Origin of the sequence: Streptomyces sp. NPDC050145, assembly GCF_044460245.1 — a bacterium.
GTDB lineage: Bacteria > Actinomycetota > Actinomycetes > Streptomycetales > Streptomycetaceae > Streptomyces.
Window position 1 is genome coordinate 56,808 of sequence record NZ_JBITJS010000009.1, and the last position, 16,651, is coordinate 73,458.

16 protein-coding genes are annotated in these 16,651 nt (G+C 73.8%); 7 read left to right on the plus strand and 9 right to left on the minus strand.

What is annotated here, in order from left to right; genetic code table 11:
* Window positions 1-98: 98 nt before the first annotated feature.
* Window positions 99-1,781 (plus strand): translation initiation factor 2, encoded by a 1,683-nt coding sequence (locus tag ACIBTU_RS19160; protein ID WP_399127442.1) that lies wholly within the window; start codon window positions 99-101, stop codon window positions 1,779-1,781.
* 6 nt (window positions 1,782-1,787) lie between these two features.
* On the opposite strand, the gene ACIBTU_RS19165 is transcribed toward ACIBTU_RS19160, so the two are convergent.
* The 3 genes from ACIBTU_RS19165 to ACIBTU_RS19175 form a co-directional block, all read right to left on the minus strand.
* Window positions 1,788-2,438, minus strand: coding sequence for a dihydrofolate reductase family protein (locus ACIBTU_RS19165; RefSeq protein ID WP_399127443.1), 651 nt, complete (start codon window positions 2,436-2,438; stop codon window positions 1,788-1,790).
* An 83-nt stretch (window positions 2,439-2,521) separates the two neighbouring features.
* On the minus strand, window positions 2,522-4,537 hold the full coding sequence (locus tag ACIBTU_RS19170) for a tetratricopeptide repeat protein (protein WP_399127444.1): 2,016 nt from the start codon (window positions 4,535-4,537) through the stop codon (window positions 2,522-2,524).
* Between the two features lie 164 nt (window positions 4,538-4,701).
* A complete protein-coding gene (locus tag ACIBTU_RS19175) occupies window positions 4,702-6,390 on the minus strand; it encodes an amidohydrolase (RefSeq protein ID WP_399127445.1) in 1,689 nt (562 codons plus the stop codon).
* 164 nt (window positions 6,391-6,554) lie between these two features.
* Between ACIBTU_RS19175 and ACIBTU_RS19180 the strand changes: the two genes are divergently transcribed.
* Both ACIBTU_RS19180 and ACIBTU_RS19185 read left to right on the plus strand, forming a co-directional pair.
* Window positions 6,555-7,160: a TetR family transcriptional regulator C-terminal domain-containing protein gene (locus ACIBTU_RS19180; RefSeq protein WP_399127446.1), complete on the plus strand. Its 606-nt coding sequence runs from the start codon at window positions 6,555-6,557 to the stop codon at window positions 7,158-7,160.
* A gap of 196 nt (window positions 7,161-7,356) precedes the next feature.
* Complete coding sequence (locus tag ACIBTU_RS19185; protein ID WP_399127447.1) at window positions 7,357-7,722, plus strand: anti-sigma factor antagonist; 366 nt, start codon at window positions 7,357-7,359, stop codon at window positions 7,720-7,722.
* A 516-nt stretch (window positions 7,723-8,238) separates the two neighbouring features.
* On the opposite strand, the gene ACIBTU_RS19190 is transcribed toward ACIBTU_RS19185, so the two are convergent.
* A complete protein-coding gene (locus tag ACIBTU_RS19190; protein WP_399127448.1) occupies window positions 8,239-8,499 on the minus strand; it encodes a hypothetical protein in 261 nt (86 codons plus the stop codon).
* An 89-nt stretch (window positions 8,500-8,588) separates the two neighbouring features.
* Here ACIBTU_RS19190 and ACIBTU_RS19195 point away from each other — a divergent pair, with 89 nt between their 5' ends.
* Window positions 8,589-9,458 carry a hypothetical protein gene (locus ACIBTU_RS19195; RefSeq protein ID WP_399127449.1) on the plus strand — a complete coding sequence of 290 codons (870 nt, stop codon included), beginning with the start codon at window positions 8,589-8,591 and terminating at the stop codon, window positions 9,456-9,458.
* 16 nt (window positions 9,459-9,474) lie between these two features.
* Here the strand turns inward: ACIBTU_RS19195 and ACIBTU_RS19200 are convergent, their stop codons facing one another.
* The 4 genes from ACIBTU_RS19200 to ligA all read right to left on the minus strand — a co-directional run bounded on the left by ACIBTU_RS19200 (window position 9,475) and on the right by ligA (window position 12,973).
* The gene (locus ACIBTU_RS19200; protein ID WP_399127450.1) at window positions 9,475-9,927 is read right to left on the minus strand and encodes an iron chaperone; all 453 of its coding nucleotides are present in this window, start codon (window positions 9,925-9,927) and stop codon (window positions 9,475-9,477) included.
* Window positions 9,928-9,991: 64 nt separating this feature from the next.
* Window positions 9,992-10,333, minus strand: coding sequence for a helix-turn-helix domain-containing protein (locus ACIBTU_RS19205; RefSeq protein WP_399127451.1), 342 nt, complete (start codon window positions 10,331-10,333; stop codon window positions 9,992-9,994).
* 26 nt (window positions 10,334-10,359) lie between these two features.
* Window positions 10,360-10,770 (minus strand): VOC family protein, encoded by a 411-nt coding sequence (locus ACIBTU_RS19210; protein ID WP_399127452.1) that lies wholly within the window; start codon window positions 10,768-10,770, stop codon window positions 10,360-10,362.
* 109 nt (window positions 10,771-10,879) lie between these two features.
* Window positions 10,880-12,973 (minus strand): NAD-dependent DNA ligase LigA, encoded by a 2,094-nt coding sequence (ligA, locus tag ACIBTU_RS19215; RefSeq protein ID WP_399127453.1) that lies wholly within the window; start codon window positions 12,971-12,973, stop codon window positions 10,880-10,882.
* A gap of 68 nt (window positions 12,974-13,041) precedes the next feature.
* Here ligA and ACIBTU_RS19220 point away from each other — a divergent pair, with 68 nt between their 5' ends.
* The 3 genes from ACIBTU_RS19220 (at window position 13,042) to ACIBTU_RS19230 (ending at window position 15,477) form a co-directional block, all read left to right on the plus strand.
* A complete protein-coding gene (locus ACIBTU_RS19220) occupies window positions 13,042-13,497 on the plus strand; it encodes a GNAT family N-acetyltransferase (RefSeq protein WP_399127454.1) in 456 nt (151 codons plus the stop codon).
* Between the two features lie 201 nt (window positions 13,498-13,698).
* Window positions 13,699-14,304 carry a hypothetical protein gene (locus tag ACIBTU_RS19225; RefSeq protein WP_399127455.1) on the plus strand — a complete coding sequence of 202 codons (606 nt, stop codon included), beginning with the start codon at window positions 13,699-13,701 and terminating at the stop codon, window positions 14,302-14,304.
* Window positions 14,305-14,454: 150 nt separating this feature from the next.
* The gene (locus tag ACIBTU_RS19230; RefSeq protein ID WP_399127456.1) at window positions 14,455-15,477 is read left to right on the plus strand and encodes a metallophosphoesterase family protein; all 1,023 of its coding nucleotides are present in this window, start codon (window positions 14,455-14,457) and stop codon (window positions 15,475-15,477) included.
* 35 nt (window positions 15,478-15,512) lie between these two features.
* Here ACIBTU_RS19230 and ACIBTU_RS19235 read toward each other — a convergent pair whose 3' ends face one another.
* Window positions 15,513-16,616, minus strand: a complete 1,104-nt coding sequence (locus tag ACIBTU_RS19235; RefSeq protein ID WP_399127457.1) for a C45 family autoproteolytic acyltransferase/hydolase — start codon at window positions 16,614-16,616, stop codon at window positions 15,513-15,515.
* Window positions 16,617-16,651: the final 35 nt, after the last annotated feature.

Consider the following 16,651-nt stretch of genomic DNA (forward strand, 5'->3'; position numbering starts at 1 on the left):
CGAAAATGCTCCTCCTGGCGCGAATCCCCGCACTAGGATGGAGACTTGCGCGGGCGACGGGCGACGGGCGACGGGCGACGGGCGACGGGCACCGCACCGTGCTGCTCGCGGCCCGGTCCACGGTCGCACTGCACCGGCTCCTCGACGCGCTCCCGGCCCTCTCCGGCGACGACCGCATCACCCGTCTCTTCACCCTGATCCCGGGCTCGGAGTTCGGCACGGACGTGCTGTCCGCCGTCGAGGCCGTGGGCGGGCGCCTCCTGCCGTGGAGCGAGGCGCTCGGCCGTTCCTACGATCTCGTCCTCGCCGCCAGCCCGAAGGGTGAACCCGCGCGGCTGCCGGGCCCGCGCGTGCTGCTCCCTCACGGCGCGGGGTTCAACAAGGCGATCCCGTCCGAGGGTTCGGCCGACTCCGCGTCCGGGCTCGACCCCGCCTTCCTCGATCCGGCCCTTCGCGATCCGGCCTTCCTCGATCCGGCCGGCGACACGGCTCCGCTCGCCCTGTACGCGCTGGCCCACCCGGACCAGCTGACCCGGCTCACCGCCGCCGCCCCCGCGGCCGCACGACGCGCCAAGGTCATCGGCGATCCGACACTCGACCGCCTCCTGGCCTCACGCCCGCTCCGCGACCGCTACCGGGCGGCGCTGCGCACCGGCCCGCGCACCCTGATCGCCCTCACCTCCACCTGGGGCCCGCACTCCCTCCTGGGCCGCCACCCCGACCTCCCCGCCCGGCTGGCCGCCGAACTCCCCCACGACGAGTACCAGTTGGCCCTGATCGTGCACCCCAACGAGTGGAGCCGGCTCGGCCCGTACGAGCTCGGTCAGCGCCTCGAACCGGCTCTCGCCGCCGGACTCGTCCTGCCGCACCCCCGCGAGGAGTGGGGTGCCGCGCTGATCGCCGCGGACGCCCTCGTCACCGACCACGGCTCGACGGCCCTGTACTACGCGGCCGTCGGTGCCCGCCCCATGGCCGCCGCCGCGGGCCGAGGCTGCGGCGAGCTCATCCCGACCAGCCCGATGGGAAAACTCCTGGACGGTATACCGGAGTTGATCCGCGCCGAGGACCTCGTCGACACGCTCGCCGCCTGCCGCCTCGAACCCGTACGGGAAGCGGCGCGGGCGGCTTTCGCCCACGAGGGCGACGCCCTGCACCGACTGCGCGGGGAGCTGTACGAGCTGCTCGATCTCACCCCGCGCCCGGGACGGCGCGACGCCGCACCGCTGCCGGATCCCGTCCCCGCGCCCCGCGCGCCGACGGCCTTCGACGTGACCGCCGAGACCTGCGGCCAGGGCATTCGCATCGCACGCCACCCGGCCGGAGCGGGCCCGCCGGGCCATCACCTCGCGGCGGAGCACGGGGCCGCGACCGAGCGGCAGCTCCGGTCGGCGGGCCTGCTGTTCCGGCGCCGCGACCGTCAGCCCTCCGCCGGCCCGGCACGGGTCACGTGGACCGCGGACGGCTGGGCGCGGGAGACCCTCGACGAGCATCCGGGCTGCCGCACGGCCGCCGTCGAACTCTCCGACTCCGCCTGGCTGTTGCGGGTGCGCGGGCGGGAACACCCGTACGTCGTCGAGGTCGCTCCGCTGCCGGAGGGCGGGCGGCGGCTGGTGCGGGTCGATCCGGCCGCGGCGGTGTCGGCCGCACACGTGCGTCTGGTCGCGCACGGACGACCCCCGCTGACGACGGAGCCCGTCCACCTGACCTGCCTGATCGGTGAACGGACCTACCCCGTGCGGCTCAGAGCCGCGACGGACGCGGAGGCCCGCCAGGAGCTGTAGTGCCGGTCACTTGCGCCAGAACAGGTGGTGCGTCACGCCGCTCGGGCTGGGCACGACGTCGCAGTGGTAGCGGTCGAGGAGCTCGTCGGGTGACTCCCACAGGCGCGAGCCGGCGCCGAGCTTCACCGGGGAGACCGTCACGTGCAGGGTGTCGATGAGGTCGGCGTCCAGGAACGCGCGGATCGTCTGCGCACCGCCGCCGAGCCGCACGTCCTTGCCCTGCGCCGCCTCCTTGGCCTGCGCCAGCACCGTGGCCGGGTCCGCGTCGACGAAGTGGAACCTCGTGTCGGACAGCGTGATCGACGGGCGGACGTGGTGGGTCAGGACGAACACGGGGGTGTGGAACGGCGGCTCCTCGCCCCACCAGCCCTCCCAGTCCAGGTTCTCCCACGGTCCCCGCTGCGGCCCGAACTTGTTGCGCCCCATGATCTCGGCGCCCATGTTGTGGTGGAAGTCCCTGGTCAGATAGTCGTCGAGGCCGCGGCTGCCGCCGGGGTCCGTCCGGTTGGGCCAGCTCGCGGTGGCGCCGGCCCAGGCGAACATGCTCCCCGGATCGGCGTGGCCGAAGGGCCGCTCCAGGCTCTGGCCCTCCCCCGCTCCGTAGCCGTCGCTGGAAACGTTGAAGTTCTGGACCTTCAGGAGCTGCTGGTGCTGCACGGTGTTCCTTCCCTACGTACGGGTCAGGCGTGGCGGGCGTGACATGAGTACCGACCGCGCCCGGCGGCGAAACTCATCGGTGCTCATCGCTCCGGCTGCTCCAGGCCGTTGCACCGGCGGATCTCGTGGGCCCGGGCGCGGTGGCGCGCCGCGTCGTCACGTCGGCCCTCCGCGTCGTCGAGTGCGGCGAGCGCGTCGTGGACGCGGGCCACGTCGTGCACGGAGTTCCGGCCGCGCGCGCCTTCGAGCGAGGCCTCGTACAGCGGTCGGGCCTCGGCGTGCCGGCCCTGCCGGAGCAGTACCTCGGCGAGGGCGAAACCGGTGCGCCGCGTCATGCGCACGCGCCCCAGCTCCCGGGCCGTCGCATGGGCCTCGGTGAGGAGATCGCGGGCGGTGTCCAGGTCTCCGAGGTGTGTGTGGGCTTCACCCATCCGGTAGGTCTGGAGCATGGCGCCGTACGCGTTGTCGATGTCCCGGTGGATCTCCCGGGAGGCGGCGAAGCGGCCCAGCGCCTGCGTCCAGTCGCCGCGCAGCCCGGTGAGCAGGCCCTGGAACTCGATGACGGAGGCGGTCAGCTTCCGGTCCCGCCGCTCGGTCCCGTTCAGCAGCCCTGCCGCGGACTCGGCGTGGTCGAGTTCCTGTCCCGCCTCCTCGTGGGCGCCGGTCTCCCACAGGGCGCGGGCGAGCTGGCAGCGGGTGCGGACGATCCAGCGCGGGTTGCCGCTCCGTACGGCGGCGGCAACGGCTAGCCGTTGCACCTCGGCGACCTCGGTCTGGCCCGGGTGGTCGAGGGCGTACGTCCAGATCGCCTCGGAGAGGGCGACGGCCTCGGCGTCGTGGCCGAGCGCGTGCGCCAGGCGGAGGCAGCCGAACAGGGCGTGCCGCTCGGCGGCCAGCCGGCGCAGCGCCCCCTCCTTGCGGGCCGTGCGGTCGGCTTCGTCGACTGCTTGCGCGGGGTCGAGGAGGGACGCCGCGTCTGGCACGTCGGGCAGTACGTCCACCCAGTCGGCGACGATCAGGCGGGAACCGGCGCCGAAGCGGTCGGCCCGCTGAGCCTGCCGGGTGAACCAGCGCAGGGCGCGGATCTGCGCTTCCCGCACCTCGCCGGGCGGGGCGTCGCGGTGGGCGCGGCGCCGGGCGTGGGCGTGCAGCGGGCCGGGGAGCCGGAGGCGTCCGGCGGGGTCGCGCAGATCGAGCAGGCCGGCCCGGTCCAGCTCCTCCAGGGCCGCGAGGCAGCGGTCGGCGCCCTGGCCGAGCAGGGCCGTGGCGGACTCGGGGGTGAAGGCGGGCGCCGGGTGGTGAGCCAGCAGCCGGTAGAGCGCGGCGGCCGGTCCGGAGAGCGCCTCGTACGCGGTGTCCCAGATCCGCTCGACCTCGGGGAGGCCCCGCTCCGACCAGGTGCCGTGCAGTTCTCCTATGAGTCCGGACAGCGGGCGCAGTCGGTGGGCGCGGATCCAGCGGTCGGCGACATGCAGGGCGGTGGGGAGTCCTTCGCACAGGCTCAGCAGCGCCCGGAGCGCCGAGGGGTCGGCCGCGAGACGTTCGTCGCGCACGATCAGGCCGAGCAGTTCCTCGGCCGCCGCGTCGTTCAGCGGGCCGAGCGGCAGGTCGAGGGCGGCGCCGTCCTCGAGGTCGTAGAGCGGTCCGTGACTGGCGACGATCACGGTGGAGGTGCCGGAGGCCGGGAGGAGCGGGACGAGTTCGGAGGCGTGGCGGACGTCGTCGACGACGAGGACGAGACTGAGGTCCGCGGTCAGGCGCCAGTACTGGCGGCAGCGTGCCTTGTACCCGGCGGCGACCAGGCCCGGTTCGACGCCGAGCGATTCGAGGAGCTGGGCGAGGACGTCGCCGGGGTCGAGGACGCCGTCGAGCCGGTGGTCGTCGAGGTCGACGGTCAGGACGCCGTCGGGGTGCCGGTCGAGGACGGTCCGCGCGAGCAGGTAGGCGAGTTCGGACTTGCCGAGGCCGGCCGGGCCGCTGAGGGAGACGACGAGGGGCCGGGAGCGGCGGGTCCGCTCCGCGATCGCGCGCAGCGCCCGCTCGCGCTCGTCGTGCCGGTTGACGAAGTGGACGGGCTCCGGCGGGAGTTCGACCCTCATGCGCTTCCTTCCGTGCGGGCTGCGGCGCTGCTCCCCGTACCTTTGCGCACTTCAGGGGCGTGCGGCGCACCGTTGCGGAACTCCGGGCGCGTCGGACAGGTGATTGGCGCGAAACGCACGCGCGCCCGCCCCGGACAGGTGGCCGGGGGGGCGGGCGGACATGTTCAGCCGAGGTCGGTGCCCTCGTGGCGGTGGACCTCCTCGCCGCCGACGACGACGAGCTCGGGCACGGTGCCCGGGATGTCCTCGGGGGCGGCGTCCAGGATGTCGCGCGAGAGGATCACGAAGTCGGCGGCCTTGCCGACGGTGAGCGAACCGCGGTCGTCCTCGAGGAAGTTGGCGTACGCGGATCCCATCGTGTAGCCGTGGATCGCCGTGGCGACGTCGACGGTCTCCTCGGGGCGCCAGGGCTCTCCCCCGCCGAGCGGGCGGCGGGTGACGGCGGTGTAGATGCCGACCATCGGGTCCATCTCGGCGACGTTCCAGTCGCTGGAGAAGGCGAGTACGGCGCCGGCCTCGTGGAGGCTGCGCATCGGCCAGGCCTTGTGCCAGCGGTCGGCGCCCACGTTGTCGGCCCAGTCCTTGCCGGGGCCCGCGACCTCGGGGGCGCAGTGGCGGGGCTGCATGCAGGCGACGACACCGAGGGCGGCGAAGCGGGCGGTGTCGGCGGGGTCGAGGCATTCGACGTGGACCACCTGGTGGCGGGAGTCGCGGACGCCGTTGGCCTGACGGGCGTGTTCGAAGGCGTCGAGGACGACGCGGATGCCGCGGTCGCCGGTGGCGTGCACGAAGCACTGGAAGCCGCGCGCGTCGAGCTTCGCGAGGAGCCCGGCGAACTCCTCCGGCGGGTAGAACGTGTCGCCGCGGTGGTGCCGGCAGCCCGCGTACGGCTCCAGGAGGGCGGCGGTACGGGGCTCGACGACGTCGTCGATGTAGAGCTTGAGGGGGCCGACGCGCAGCCGGTCGTCGGCGTACCGGCGGGCCGCGTCGGCGAACTCGTCGAGGTCGGCGTCGGTGGTGCCGCGCGGGTGGAACAGGGCGGCGACCAGGCGGGAGCGGAGCCGGCCCTCGGCGCGGGCGCGCTCGAACAGGGCGAGGTCGTCGAGGGAGTTCTGCGGTTCGACGACGGTGGTGATGCCGTGGCCGATCGCGTCGTCGAGGGACTTGGCGAGGCGGCCGTACTGGCGCTCGGCCGAGGCCCAGGGGACGCCGAGTTCGCGCAGCGCGCGGTGGCCCTCGCGGGACAGGCCCTGGATGGCGAAGTTCTTGATGAACCCGGTGGGTTCGCCGGTCTCCGGGTCGGTCTGGGCCTCGCCGAACGGGAGGTGCGTGCGGTCGCGGGTGACGCCGAGGCGGTGCAGGGCGGCGGTGTTGAGCCAGGCGGTGTGGACGTCGTAGCTGAGGACGAAGGCGGGGGTGTCGCCGGTGACGGGGTCGAGGTCGGCGGCGGTGGGCATGCGGCCGCCGCCGAGCGCCGAGTAGTCGAAGGCCTCGGCCTCGATCCACTCGGCGTCCGGGTGGACGGTGTGCCAGGCGCGGATGCGCGCGTGGACCTCGTCGAGGGTGTCGGCGCCGGCGAGCTGGACGCAGGCGGCGTCGGAGCCGAGGCGGACGTGGTTGTGGGCGTCGATGAACCCGGGCAGGACGAGCCGCCCCCCGGCGTCGATCACCCGCGTGTCCGGCCCGGCCCAGGCAGCGGCGTCGCCGTCCTCCCCGATCCAGACGATCCGCCCGTCCCGCACGGCCATGGCCTGCGCCTCGGGCAGAGCGGCGTCGACGGTGTGAATCCGCGCGCCGCGCAGCAGCAGGTCGGCGGCGCGGTCCGCCTGGCCGTCGATACCGGTCCGGGTCATGAGGTCACTCCTTGGAGACTGCCGCTTTTAGAATGCCGTTCAAGTTTTTCGAACGGCATTCAAGATGCGGGGTGGAGCCGCGTCACGTCAAGCCCCCGGGCCACGCGATTCCAGCCGCACCGACCGCGGCGGATAGGCTCGGGGCACGGCGAGCGGAGGGGTGTGTGGTGGCGGTGGTGGTGCGGGAGCGCGGCGGGCGGCCCTCTGCGGAGCGGATCCTCGAGGAGGTCATGGCCACGGTCGCCGAGCACGGGCTCGCGGAGCTGACCATGGCCGCGCTGGGCCGCCGGCTCGGGATGAGCGGCGGGCACATCCTGTACTACTTCGGCAGCAAGGACCGGATCTTCCTGGAGGCGCTGCGCTACAGCGAGGGCCGCCTCGCGGACGAGCGCCGCGCGCTGCTGGCCCGCCGTGTCCCGGCCGGGCGCAAGCTGGAGCAGTTCATGGAGCTGTACCTGCCGCGCGGTCCGCGTGATCCGCGGTGGATGCTGTGGATCGAGCTGTGGGCCCGTACGCCCGGCGACGCCTCGCTCCGCGAGGCCCAGGACGAGCTGGACGCGGGCTGGCACGACGACCTGACGGCACTGCTCGCCCGGGGCGTCGGCCAGGGCCGCTTCGCCGAGCACGACCAGAACGCCGCGGCGGGTCAACTGCTGGCGCTGCTGGACGGGTTGAGCACCCGCGTGGTGCTGGGGCTGCGGGGCGCCGACGCCGCGAGTGCCCTGTCCGAGGCGAAGGCCGCGGCGCACGCGCTGATCCCCCGGACCTGAGCTCTCGCACATCCGAACTGACGGTCGTCTTGTCACCCACTCAGGAGAGCCGCGCGGTGCAGGCACGTTTCGCTTGACGCGGCTCCTTCTACCGTGGACGACGGTCGCCCCTGCCCCCGCCGACCAGCAGCGCCCTCCTGGGCGCTGCTCAGCGACGGCCTCGGGCAGACGGGGCCCCGTCCTCCGAGGGATGCCGATGACCTCCCTGTTCCACCTCTGCACGGCCTGCCCCCACGCCCAAGTCTCCCGCGACGTCCGCGACGGCCTCACCGTCGTGCGGATCCGCGGCGAGGTGGACATCGCCACCGCTCCCGAGATCCAGGCCCGCCTCGACGAGGCCACCCGGGCCACCGTGCCGCGCGTCCTGATCGACCTGACCGACGTGGAGTTCATGGACTGCTCCGGCCTGCGCCTGCTCGTGCGGGCCGAACGCCGGGTCCGCGAGCGCTCCGGCGAACTGCGCCTGCTCTTCCACCAGCCGGCGATCCACAAGCTGCTCCGCGCCGGAGGCCTGGCCGCCCGCTTCCGCACGGCCGCCCCGCCCTTGGAGCGCTCGCCGTGAGGGCGCCGCGGCGGGCATGATGCCGTCATGCACGACCAGATCACCGTCCAGTGGGTGCACACCGTCTGGACGAAGGAGTCCCGCGGCGGCGCGGCGGCGACCCGCAGGAACGCGGCACCGGTCGGCTTCGCGCTGCCGGCCGGGCCCCTGTCCGGCGCCCACGTGGTCCGGATGGACGAGAGCGACGGCTTCACGCCGTACGACACCGTGGAGGAGCGGGGCACCCTCGACCTCCGACTCGGCGTCGAGGACGGCCGGTTGCGGGTCCAGCCGCGCCTGCCGTCGGTCGGCCTGTACAGCCGCCGACGACGCCCGCCCGCGGTCCGCCTCCGGCCGGGCCAGTGGGTCCGCTGCCACCTCAACCACCGCTACAGCAGCGCCCTCGGCATCCGCGGCTGGACCTACTGGCTCGACACCTACAACGTCGCCTACGGGCCCGTCACCCCGGATGTCTTTCTCTCCACGCCGACCGTCCTGATCGACGAACGGACCTGGCTGCGCCGACGCCGGCCCCCGTCACGGCATGTCCCCCTTCCACCGGAAGCGCCCCGGTCCCGCCACCGCGTACAGGGCCCGGCCGCCCGCACCGTACGCGCCGAGCTCCGTGGGCAGCGCCACCTCCCCGGGCAGCTCCTGGCCCGGCGGGAGCGTCACGTCGAGCAGCAGTCCGTCCAGCGGGCCGCCCACCAGCTCCGCGTAGACCCGGCCCGGCTGCGGGCTCGCGTCCTCGTGGTCGGCCCCGTACACCCGGCCCCGCATGAATTCCTGCTCGTCCATGGTGTCGAGCCTCGCATCCGGCACTGACAACGCGGCCGGTCGGAGTACGCCGTCGCGCGCTCCCGGCGGGGTCCGCCGAGGCTGGAGGCGTGGAGTATCCCGTGGCCGTCGCCCTCAGCGAGACCGCCGACGAGCTGCCCGTGGGGCCCGGCTGGTGGTACGAGCCCGCGTTCGAGGGCGAGCGGCTCGTGGTGCACCGGTCCGCGCGGGCCGTGCGCTGCCAGTCCCGCTCCGGCCGGACCGTGACCACCGCGTGGCCCGATCTCGCGGCGGCGGCCCGAGCCGCGCTGCCGGCCGGCACCGTCCTGGACGGCGAGGCCGTGGTGTGGAGGGGCGGGCGGCTCGATCTCGCGGCGGCGCGGGCCCGTGCGGCCGCCGCGCCGCGCGGGGCCGTCGCCCTCGCCGCCGAACGTCCGGCCTCCTACGCGGTGTCGGACTGTCTGGCCCTGGGCGGCGAGGATCTGCGCGGGCGCCCGTACGCCGAGCGGCGGGCCGTGCTGCTCGATCTGCTGCACGACGTGCCGCCGCCGCTGCAGCCCGTCCCCGCGACGGACGATCCGGAGGTCGCCGGGGTGTGGCTGGAGGGGCTCGCCGCGCAGGGTGTCGACGGGGTCGTCGCCAAGCGGGCCTGCGATCCGTACCGCGCCGGGCGGATCTGGGTGACGGTGCGCGGCGGCGCCCGGGGCTCGGTCGAGGTGGAGGTCGTCGGGTACGTGGGGCCGCCGTCCCGGCCGCATCGGGCGGCCGTGCGCCTGCCCGACGGGTCGCGCGCGCTGTCGCAGGCGCTGACCGCGCCCGCCGCGGCGGAACTGGCCCGGCACGTCCGGGACGCGGGCCCCGGACGGCGGGCCCGGACCGCCGGGGGCGAGCGCTACACGACCACGGCGGGCGGGATGTTCGCCGAGATCGCGCTCGCCGCCGCGCGCGACGGCGGCTTCACCGTCGTCCGGCTGCGGTAGCCCGCCCTGCCCCGGCTCAGCCCGCGGCGCGCTTCACGAGGTCCGCGACGCGTGCCTCGACCTCCGGGGTGAGCTCGGTGAGGGCGAACGCGGAGGCCCACATGGCGCCCTCGTCGAGCCGGGCCTCGTCGCTGAAGCCGAGCGTGGCGTAACGGGACTTGAACTTCTGCGCCGACTGGAAGAAGCAGACGACCTTTCCGGCCCGCGCGTAGGCGGGCATGCCGTACCAGGTCTTCGGCGCGAGGTCCGGGGCGTTCTCCTTGACCAGGACGTGGATCCGCTCGGCGAGCACCCGGTCGGCGTCGTCCATCTCGGCGATCTTCGCGAGGACGTCGGCCTCGGGGTCCGCCTTGGTGGCCCGCTTCCGGCCGGCCTTGACCTCCTTGGCACGCTCCTTCATCGCGGCGCGCTCGTCGTCGGTGAAGCCCTGCTCCGTGTCCGCCGTGCCGGTCTTCTTCGTGGTGGCCATGACGTCGTCCCCTTGTGAGCCGTGGTGCTGGATACAGGTGCGGATATGACAGAAGTCGTGCTGGTCAGACGGTGCTCCGGGCGCGGACCCAGCGGTCGAACACGCCGCGGGTCGGCGCGCCGACGAGCCGGTGCAGCTCGGCCGCGGACACGTCGGTGCGGTGCAGCAGCACCGTCGCGCGCTCCACGCGCCGGGCGCCCAGATACGCGTACGGGGACGTCCCGTAGGCGAGCCGGAACTGCCGGGTCAGTTCGCGCGGCGGCAGGTCCGCGGCGCGGGCCAGCGCCTCGACGTCGAGCGGTCGTGCGTACTCCCGGTCGATGCGGTCGCGGACCCGGCGCATCCGGGCGAACCGTTCGAGCCGCCACGCCGCGGTGCGGGCGCGGGCCCATCCTGGACGGCACATGCGAAGCCCCCTCCTGTGCCGGTGCGTCAGCGCAGCTCTTGGATGCGGACGAGGTTGCCGGCGGGGTCGCGGAAGGCGCAGTCGCGGATGCCGTAGGGCTGGTCGACGGGCTCCTGGACGACCTCCGCATCGGTGGCCTGCACCTTCTCGAAGGTCTCGTCGAGGTTGCGGGTGGCGAGGAGGATCCAGCCGTAGGTGCCCTTGGCCATCATCTCCTGGATGGTGCGGCGCTCGTCCTCGGTGATGCCGGGGTCGGCGGCGGGCGGCGCGAGGAGGATGGAGGTGCCGGGCTGGTCGACGGGGCCGACCGTGATCCAGCGCATCTTCCCCTCGCCGACGTCGCTGCGGACCTCGAAGCCGAGGGAGTCCCGGTAGAACGCGACGGAGGCGTCCGGGTCTTCGTGCGGAAGGGCCGTGGTGTGAATGGTGATGTCCATGGCCGTAACGGTAGGCGGGGCGGGGCGGGGGCGCTTCTCGATTCCTGATCGCTCCGGCCCCGCTCGCTCAGGCATCGAGAAGCGGAACCCGCGCCACCGCCCGGCGCCTTCAGTCCAGCAGGGCGGACACCATCTCGGCGAACTCGTCCGGGGTGGCCAGGCGGATGCCGAGGTCCTCGGCCTTGGCGCGCTTGGATCCGGCGCCCTCACCGGCGACAACCAGGCTCGTGTTCTTCGAGACGCTGCCCGAGGACTTGCCGCCGGCGCGCTCGATCAGCTCGTTCATCTGGTTGCGGGAGAGCTTCTCCAGGGGGCCGGTCATGGCTCCGGTGACGACGACCTTCATGCCGGCGAGGGGGCCCGCGTCGTCCGTGGCGGCGCCGTCCGTCTCCTCGGTGCCCTCGGCGGGCGGCGGGGTGGCGCCGGGCTCGGTCATGCTCAGGCCCGCCGCGGCGAGCCGGTCGATCTGCGCGGCCAGCTCCGCCAGTTCGGCGACGATGACCGGGGCCTTCTCGGCGCCGATCCCGTCGACCCGCTGCATGGCCTCCGCGTCGGCCGCCCGGATGTTCTCCATCGTCGCGAAGTAGCGGGCGATGCGGCGGGACATGGAGCGGCCGGTGCCGCGCACGCCGAGGGCGCACAGGACACGCGACAGAGGCTGGGCCTTGGCCCGCTCCAGCGCCGTCATCAGGTTGTCGGTGCTGGTCTCGCCCATGCGCTCCAGGCCGAGGAGCTGCTCACGGGTCAGCCGGTCGAACAGGTCGGGCAGGCTCTCGACGAGGCCCGCCTCCACGAGCTGGACGACGCGGGTCTGGCCGAGGCCCTCGATGTCGAGCTGGTCGCGGCCCGCCGCGTAGCTGATCGAGGCGACCACGTGGCAGTTGCGGCCGCGCTCGCAGCGCCAGCGCTGCTCGCTCGTGTCGATGCCGGAGCCGCACTGCGGGCACTCGGTCGGGAAGACGATCTCCTGCTCCTCGCCGGTCCGCAGATGGGCGACGGGCGCCTCGATCCTCGGGATGATGTCTCCCGCCTTGTAGACCATGACCTGGTCGCCGAGGCGCAGTCCGCGGCGGGTGATGTCGGCGGGGTTGTGCAGCGTGGCGTACGTGACGGTGGAGCCGTCGAGCTCGACGGGCTCCAGGACGGCGCGCGGGGCGATGATGCCGGTGCGCCCCACGTTCCACTCCACAGCCAGGAGCTGAGTGATCTTCTCGACGGCCGGGAGCTTGAAGGCGACGGCCCAGCGCGGGGCACGGGTGCCGGAGCCCGCCGTGGCCTGGTCGGCGGCGAGGTCGGCCTTGACGACGATGCCGTCGATGCCGAAGGGCAGGTCGGCGCGGAGTTCGGCGATCGCCTTGACGCGCTCCAGGACCTGCTCGACGGAGGTGAGGACGACACCCGGCACGTCCGTACTCGCCGGGGTGTTGATCCCGAGCGCGGCCGTGCGGTCCATGAGCGCGCCGTGCGCCTCCTCGGCGAGCTGCCCGGTGAGGGTCTCGTCGGTGCCGGGCAGCGGGAGCAGTCCGTAGCCGAAGAAGGTCATCGGGACCGTGTAGGCCCGGTCCTTGGCGCGCAGGGTGCCCGCCGCCGCGTTGCGCGGGTTCGCGAAGGGGTCGCCGCCGTGCTCGGTGCGGACCTCGTTGGCGTACTCGAACTGGGCGGTGGTCATGAGGACTTCGCCGCGCACCTCGAGGGTGACGGGCTCGGTGAGCTCGGCGGGCAGGCCCTCGATCGTGCCGACGGCGTGCGAGACGTCCTCGCCGGCGGTGCCGTCGCCGCGGGTGACGAGGCGGACGAGGCGCCCCTCCTCGTAGCGGGCGGCGATGGCGAGGCCGTCCAGCTTGGGCTGCACGTTCCAGCTCGCGACCTCGCGGCCGATCCTGCGCTCCAGGGAGGCCGACCAGGTGGTGAACTCCTCGTCCGAGAACACGTTGTCCAGGCTCAGCATCGGGACGGTGTGCGGGACGTCGCCCTCGACCGCGCCGCCCGCGACCTTGCCCGAGGGAGAGTCGGCGAGGACCTCGTCCGGGTGCTCCGTCTCGTACACGGTGATGGCCCGCACGAGCCGGTCGTACGCGTCGTCGTCGAGCGTGGAGGTGCCGCCCTCGTAGTACGCGGCGGAGGCACGCCGGGCGTCCGCCACGGCCTGGGCGTAGGCGGCGGCGTCGGGCAGCGCGAAAGGAACGGCAGAAGTCGTCGTCATGCCCTCCATCCTGCCTCCCACCACTGACAATGCCGGTCCGGCGGCCTCGTGGCGGGCCGCATGACGGGGTGACGCGCCCGAAGGTGGACCACACGCTGAAGGGCCGGGAGCGCGGGGCGTACGCGGAGCCGGCGCCGGGGGTGTTCGCGTACGACGGGGACGTGCCGGTGGGCTGGGCGGCGGTGGCGCCCCGCGCGCAGACCTCGTACGCGCGCAGTCGTGTGATCCCGCACGTGGACAAGCTGCCGGTGTGGTCGCTGTGGTGTCTGCGGGTGCGGCCGGGGCACCGGAAGAAGGGGGTCTCGCACGCGCTGATCGAGGGCGCGGTCGCCTACGCGCGGGAGCGGGGCGCGCCGGCGATCGAGGCGTATCCGCTGGACAACGGGGAGACGCGGGTCGACACGACGATGGCATACGTGGGGATGCGGCGGAACTTCGAGCGGGCCGGGTTCACGTTCGCGGCCGGGACGAAGTCGAAGCTCGTCGGGCTGCCCCGGATCGTGATGCGGCTCGATCTGCGCTGAGGCGCGCCCGCCCGGTGACGAACCGGGCAGTGACGAAGCCGTGACACAAAGGGGGCAACTGCCGCGTGGCCCCGCGGGTCGTACGGGGCGAGGGCGGGAGACGGCGGGCGGGTGAGCGCGCCGCCGTGTCGCCCCTCGCCCGGGCCGGCGTGCCGTACGGTCCGGGCCACCCGGCAGGCCGACCGACATGGGGGAACGACGATGAACGTACGAGTACACCGAGGCACGGCGGCGATCGCGGCGGCGGTGGCCGTCGCCGCGATCGGGGCGCTGGCCGCACCGGCGGGCGCGGCGGGCACCCCGCGCTTCCTGTCCCCGTCCCAGCTGCCGCCGCACCCGTCGTCGGCCTGGTACGCGGGCCCGGTGACGGCCGGGCAGCCCGACCCGCTGCCGATGTGCGTGGGCGACGCCCTGCCGTCGACCTCCGTGCACCGCGCCTACTACACGGACCTGGACACCACCGCGCTCCAGGTGACGGTCGTCGAGCGGGACGCCCAGCACGCGAAGGCCTTCGCGGCGCTGCTCCGCAAGCATCTGGACAGCTGCGCGAAGGACGTCATGGCCGAGTACCCGGACGTGACGGCCCGCCAGAAGTACTACGGGAAGCTTCCGGTGGAGGAAGGCGCCGTGGTCTACGGGGTGAACACGCGGACCACGTGGGGCGCGACGGACATCAACCTGTTCTCGGTCGGCCGGGACGGGCGGATCGTCACCGTGGTGCGCTGGGGTCAGATGGGCGGTTTCCGGGACGCGCCCGTGGCCGCGTTCAAGAAGACGACGGTGACCGCGGTGAACAAGCTGCGCTGACGGGTGGCCGAAACGCGCGGGGCGGTCCCACGGATCGTCCCGCGCTGTTCATTCCCCCGCCCCTTCGGTCGCGTAAAGATAACGGGTCTGGTCCGAAGTGCCGTGCGCCGTGGGGGTGTCCGGCACCGTATGGGGAAGGAACCCACGATCGTGCGACGCAGATCCCTCATCACCGCGACGGCCGGAGCCGTCACACTCGGCGGCCTGACCTCGCTGCCCGCCGAGGCGGCGGCTCCGTCCGGGGCGCAGAACGGAGGCAGGCCGGTGACCACGTTCGACGTCATCAGCGACATCCAGGGCGACCTCGGCGACCTGGCGGTCGCGCTGCGGGACATCCGGGCGACGAACCCGCACGGTTCGGGGCTCGCGGTGGCCGGGGACATCACGCCCCGCGGGTACGACGCCGAGTACGCCGAGGTCCGGAAGGTCCTCGCGCGTGAGCCGCGGCCGCGCGAGATCGCGTGGGCGATCGGCAACCACGAGTTCTACGTGCCGAAGTGGGCGGACCCGCAGACGCTCGCGCAGGCCACCTGGCCGAACGGGACGACGGAGGACTCCCTCTTCCGCTCCTTCTACACGTTCGCGGAGCGCGGGCGGGTCTACGCGGAGACGACGTTCGGCGGGATACCCGTGCTGACCATCGGCACGGAGCGGTACATGCACTACCACGACCCGAAGCTGTGGGACGAGGTGTGGCTGAGCGAGGCGCAGTTCCAGTGGCTGGAGGAGCGGCTGCGGTACTGGGCGGGGCGGCGCAAGCCGGTCATGGTGATCACCCACCACCCGCTGCCGAACACGGTCTCGGGGACCCGCAACAAGCTCTACCTGAGCGACTACCTCCAGGCCGACCGCCTGCTCGGCCTCCTCGGCCGGTACCGGGACGTGTTCCTGTTCAGCGGTCACACGCACTGGGACCTGGGCCTGTCCGACTGGTACGTGCGCCGGGTGGTGCCCGGCACGGCGAACCTGGAGGGCTTCTCGGTGGTCAACACGGGCGCCGTGCAGACCGGGTTCACGGACAACGGGCAGGGCGGCGAGAACACGGTGCCCGGCGCCTTCAACCAGGGCCTCCAGGTGGAGGTGTACCGGGACCGAGTCGTCGTCAAGGCCCGTGACTTCGCGTCCGGCACCTGGCTGAAGCAGGTGACGGTGCCCCTCGCCACGAGGATCTGAGCGAGGGGGCCCGGGGCGCGGCCGTCGTCCGTCCGTCAGACGGCGGTCGCGTCCAGCACCCGCCAGTCGCGGCTGCCGAGGTCGGCGGGGGTGCCGTCCAGGACGCGGGCGGTGCGGGTCACCGGGTCGAGGGCGACCGTGGCGAGGCTGCCCCAGCGCTGGCCGAGCGGCTTGTCGAGATCGGGCAGGCAGGTCACGGCGGGCTCGCCGGCGCCGGTGACGAGGACGGCCGCGAGGTCGTCACTGGTGCGCACGGTCCGGCCGTCACCGAGGCGGGCCTTGACGAAGTCCCGGCGCTCTCCCGAGTCCGGCTGGTACAGCCACGACTTCTCGTCGGCGGTGAGCCGGGCGGTGAGGAAGTGGTTGGTGCGGATGAAGGTGTCCTCCTCGTGACCGACGGCGAAGACACCGGCCGGGCTGAGGTCGAGGAGCGTCGCGTCCTGCTCGTCGAAGAGCGTGAACGAGCCCGACGAGGTGATCGGGGCGGAGCGTACGAGGTCGACGGCCTCGGCGACGCTGCCCGCCTCCTCCAGGACGATCGCGGCGAGGACGTGCATGGGGATGCCGCCGACGCCGTCGCGGACGTGGCCGAGGATGTTGAAGTGCAGGGCGAGGCCCGCGCTGTTGACGCCGATCTTGCCGAGGATGCCGTCCTCGGTGAGGCCCGCGTAGTCGTACCGGCCGCCGCGCGACTCGACGGTGTGCCACATGGCGTTCAGCTCGACGTGCCAGTCCCAGGTCTGGACGCCGAAGGGGTGCGGGGTCTCGGGCGTGGGCCTGCGGACCAGGGTGGTGCACTCGCCGGGGGTGACGCCGACGCTGCGGGCCAGGATCTCGGTGCGGGCGTTGAGCGCGGCGATCCGCCAGAGGTCGGCGCCGCTGCCGGCGGCGATGCCCTCGATCTGGGCGCGGGCGCCCGGCCGGAATTCGCCGATGACGTCGAGGGCGCGCTCGGCGTCGGCGCGGACCTGCTCCAGGGGGACCTCGCCGAGCGCGAAGAGCCGGTCGTAGACCTCGATCGCGGCGGGGACGGCGTCGCGCAGCTGCTCGCCCCGGGTGACGCCGCGCTCGTACGGGTCGGCCGCGGCCGCGACGATGTGGCGGCGGTGTTCGGGGCGGGGAATCGGGGTCGCGGTCACGAGGGGCCTTTCGAGGTGGTGCGGGTGCGGGGGTG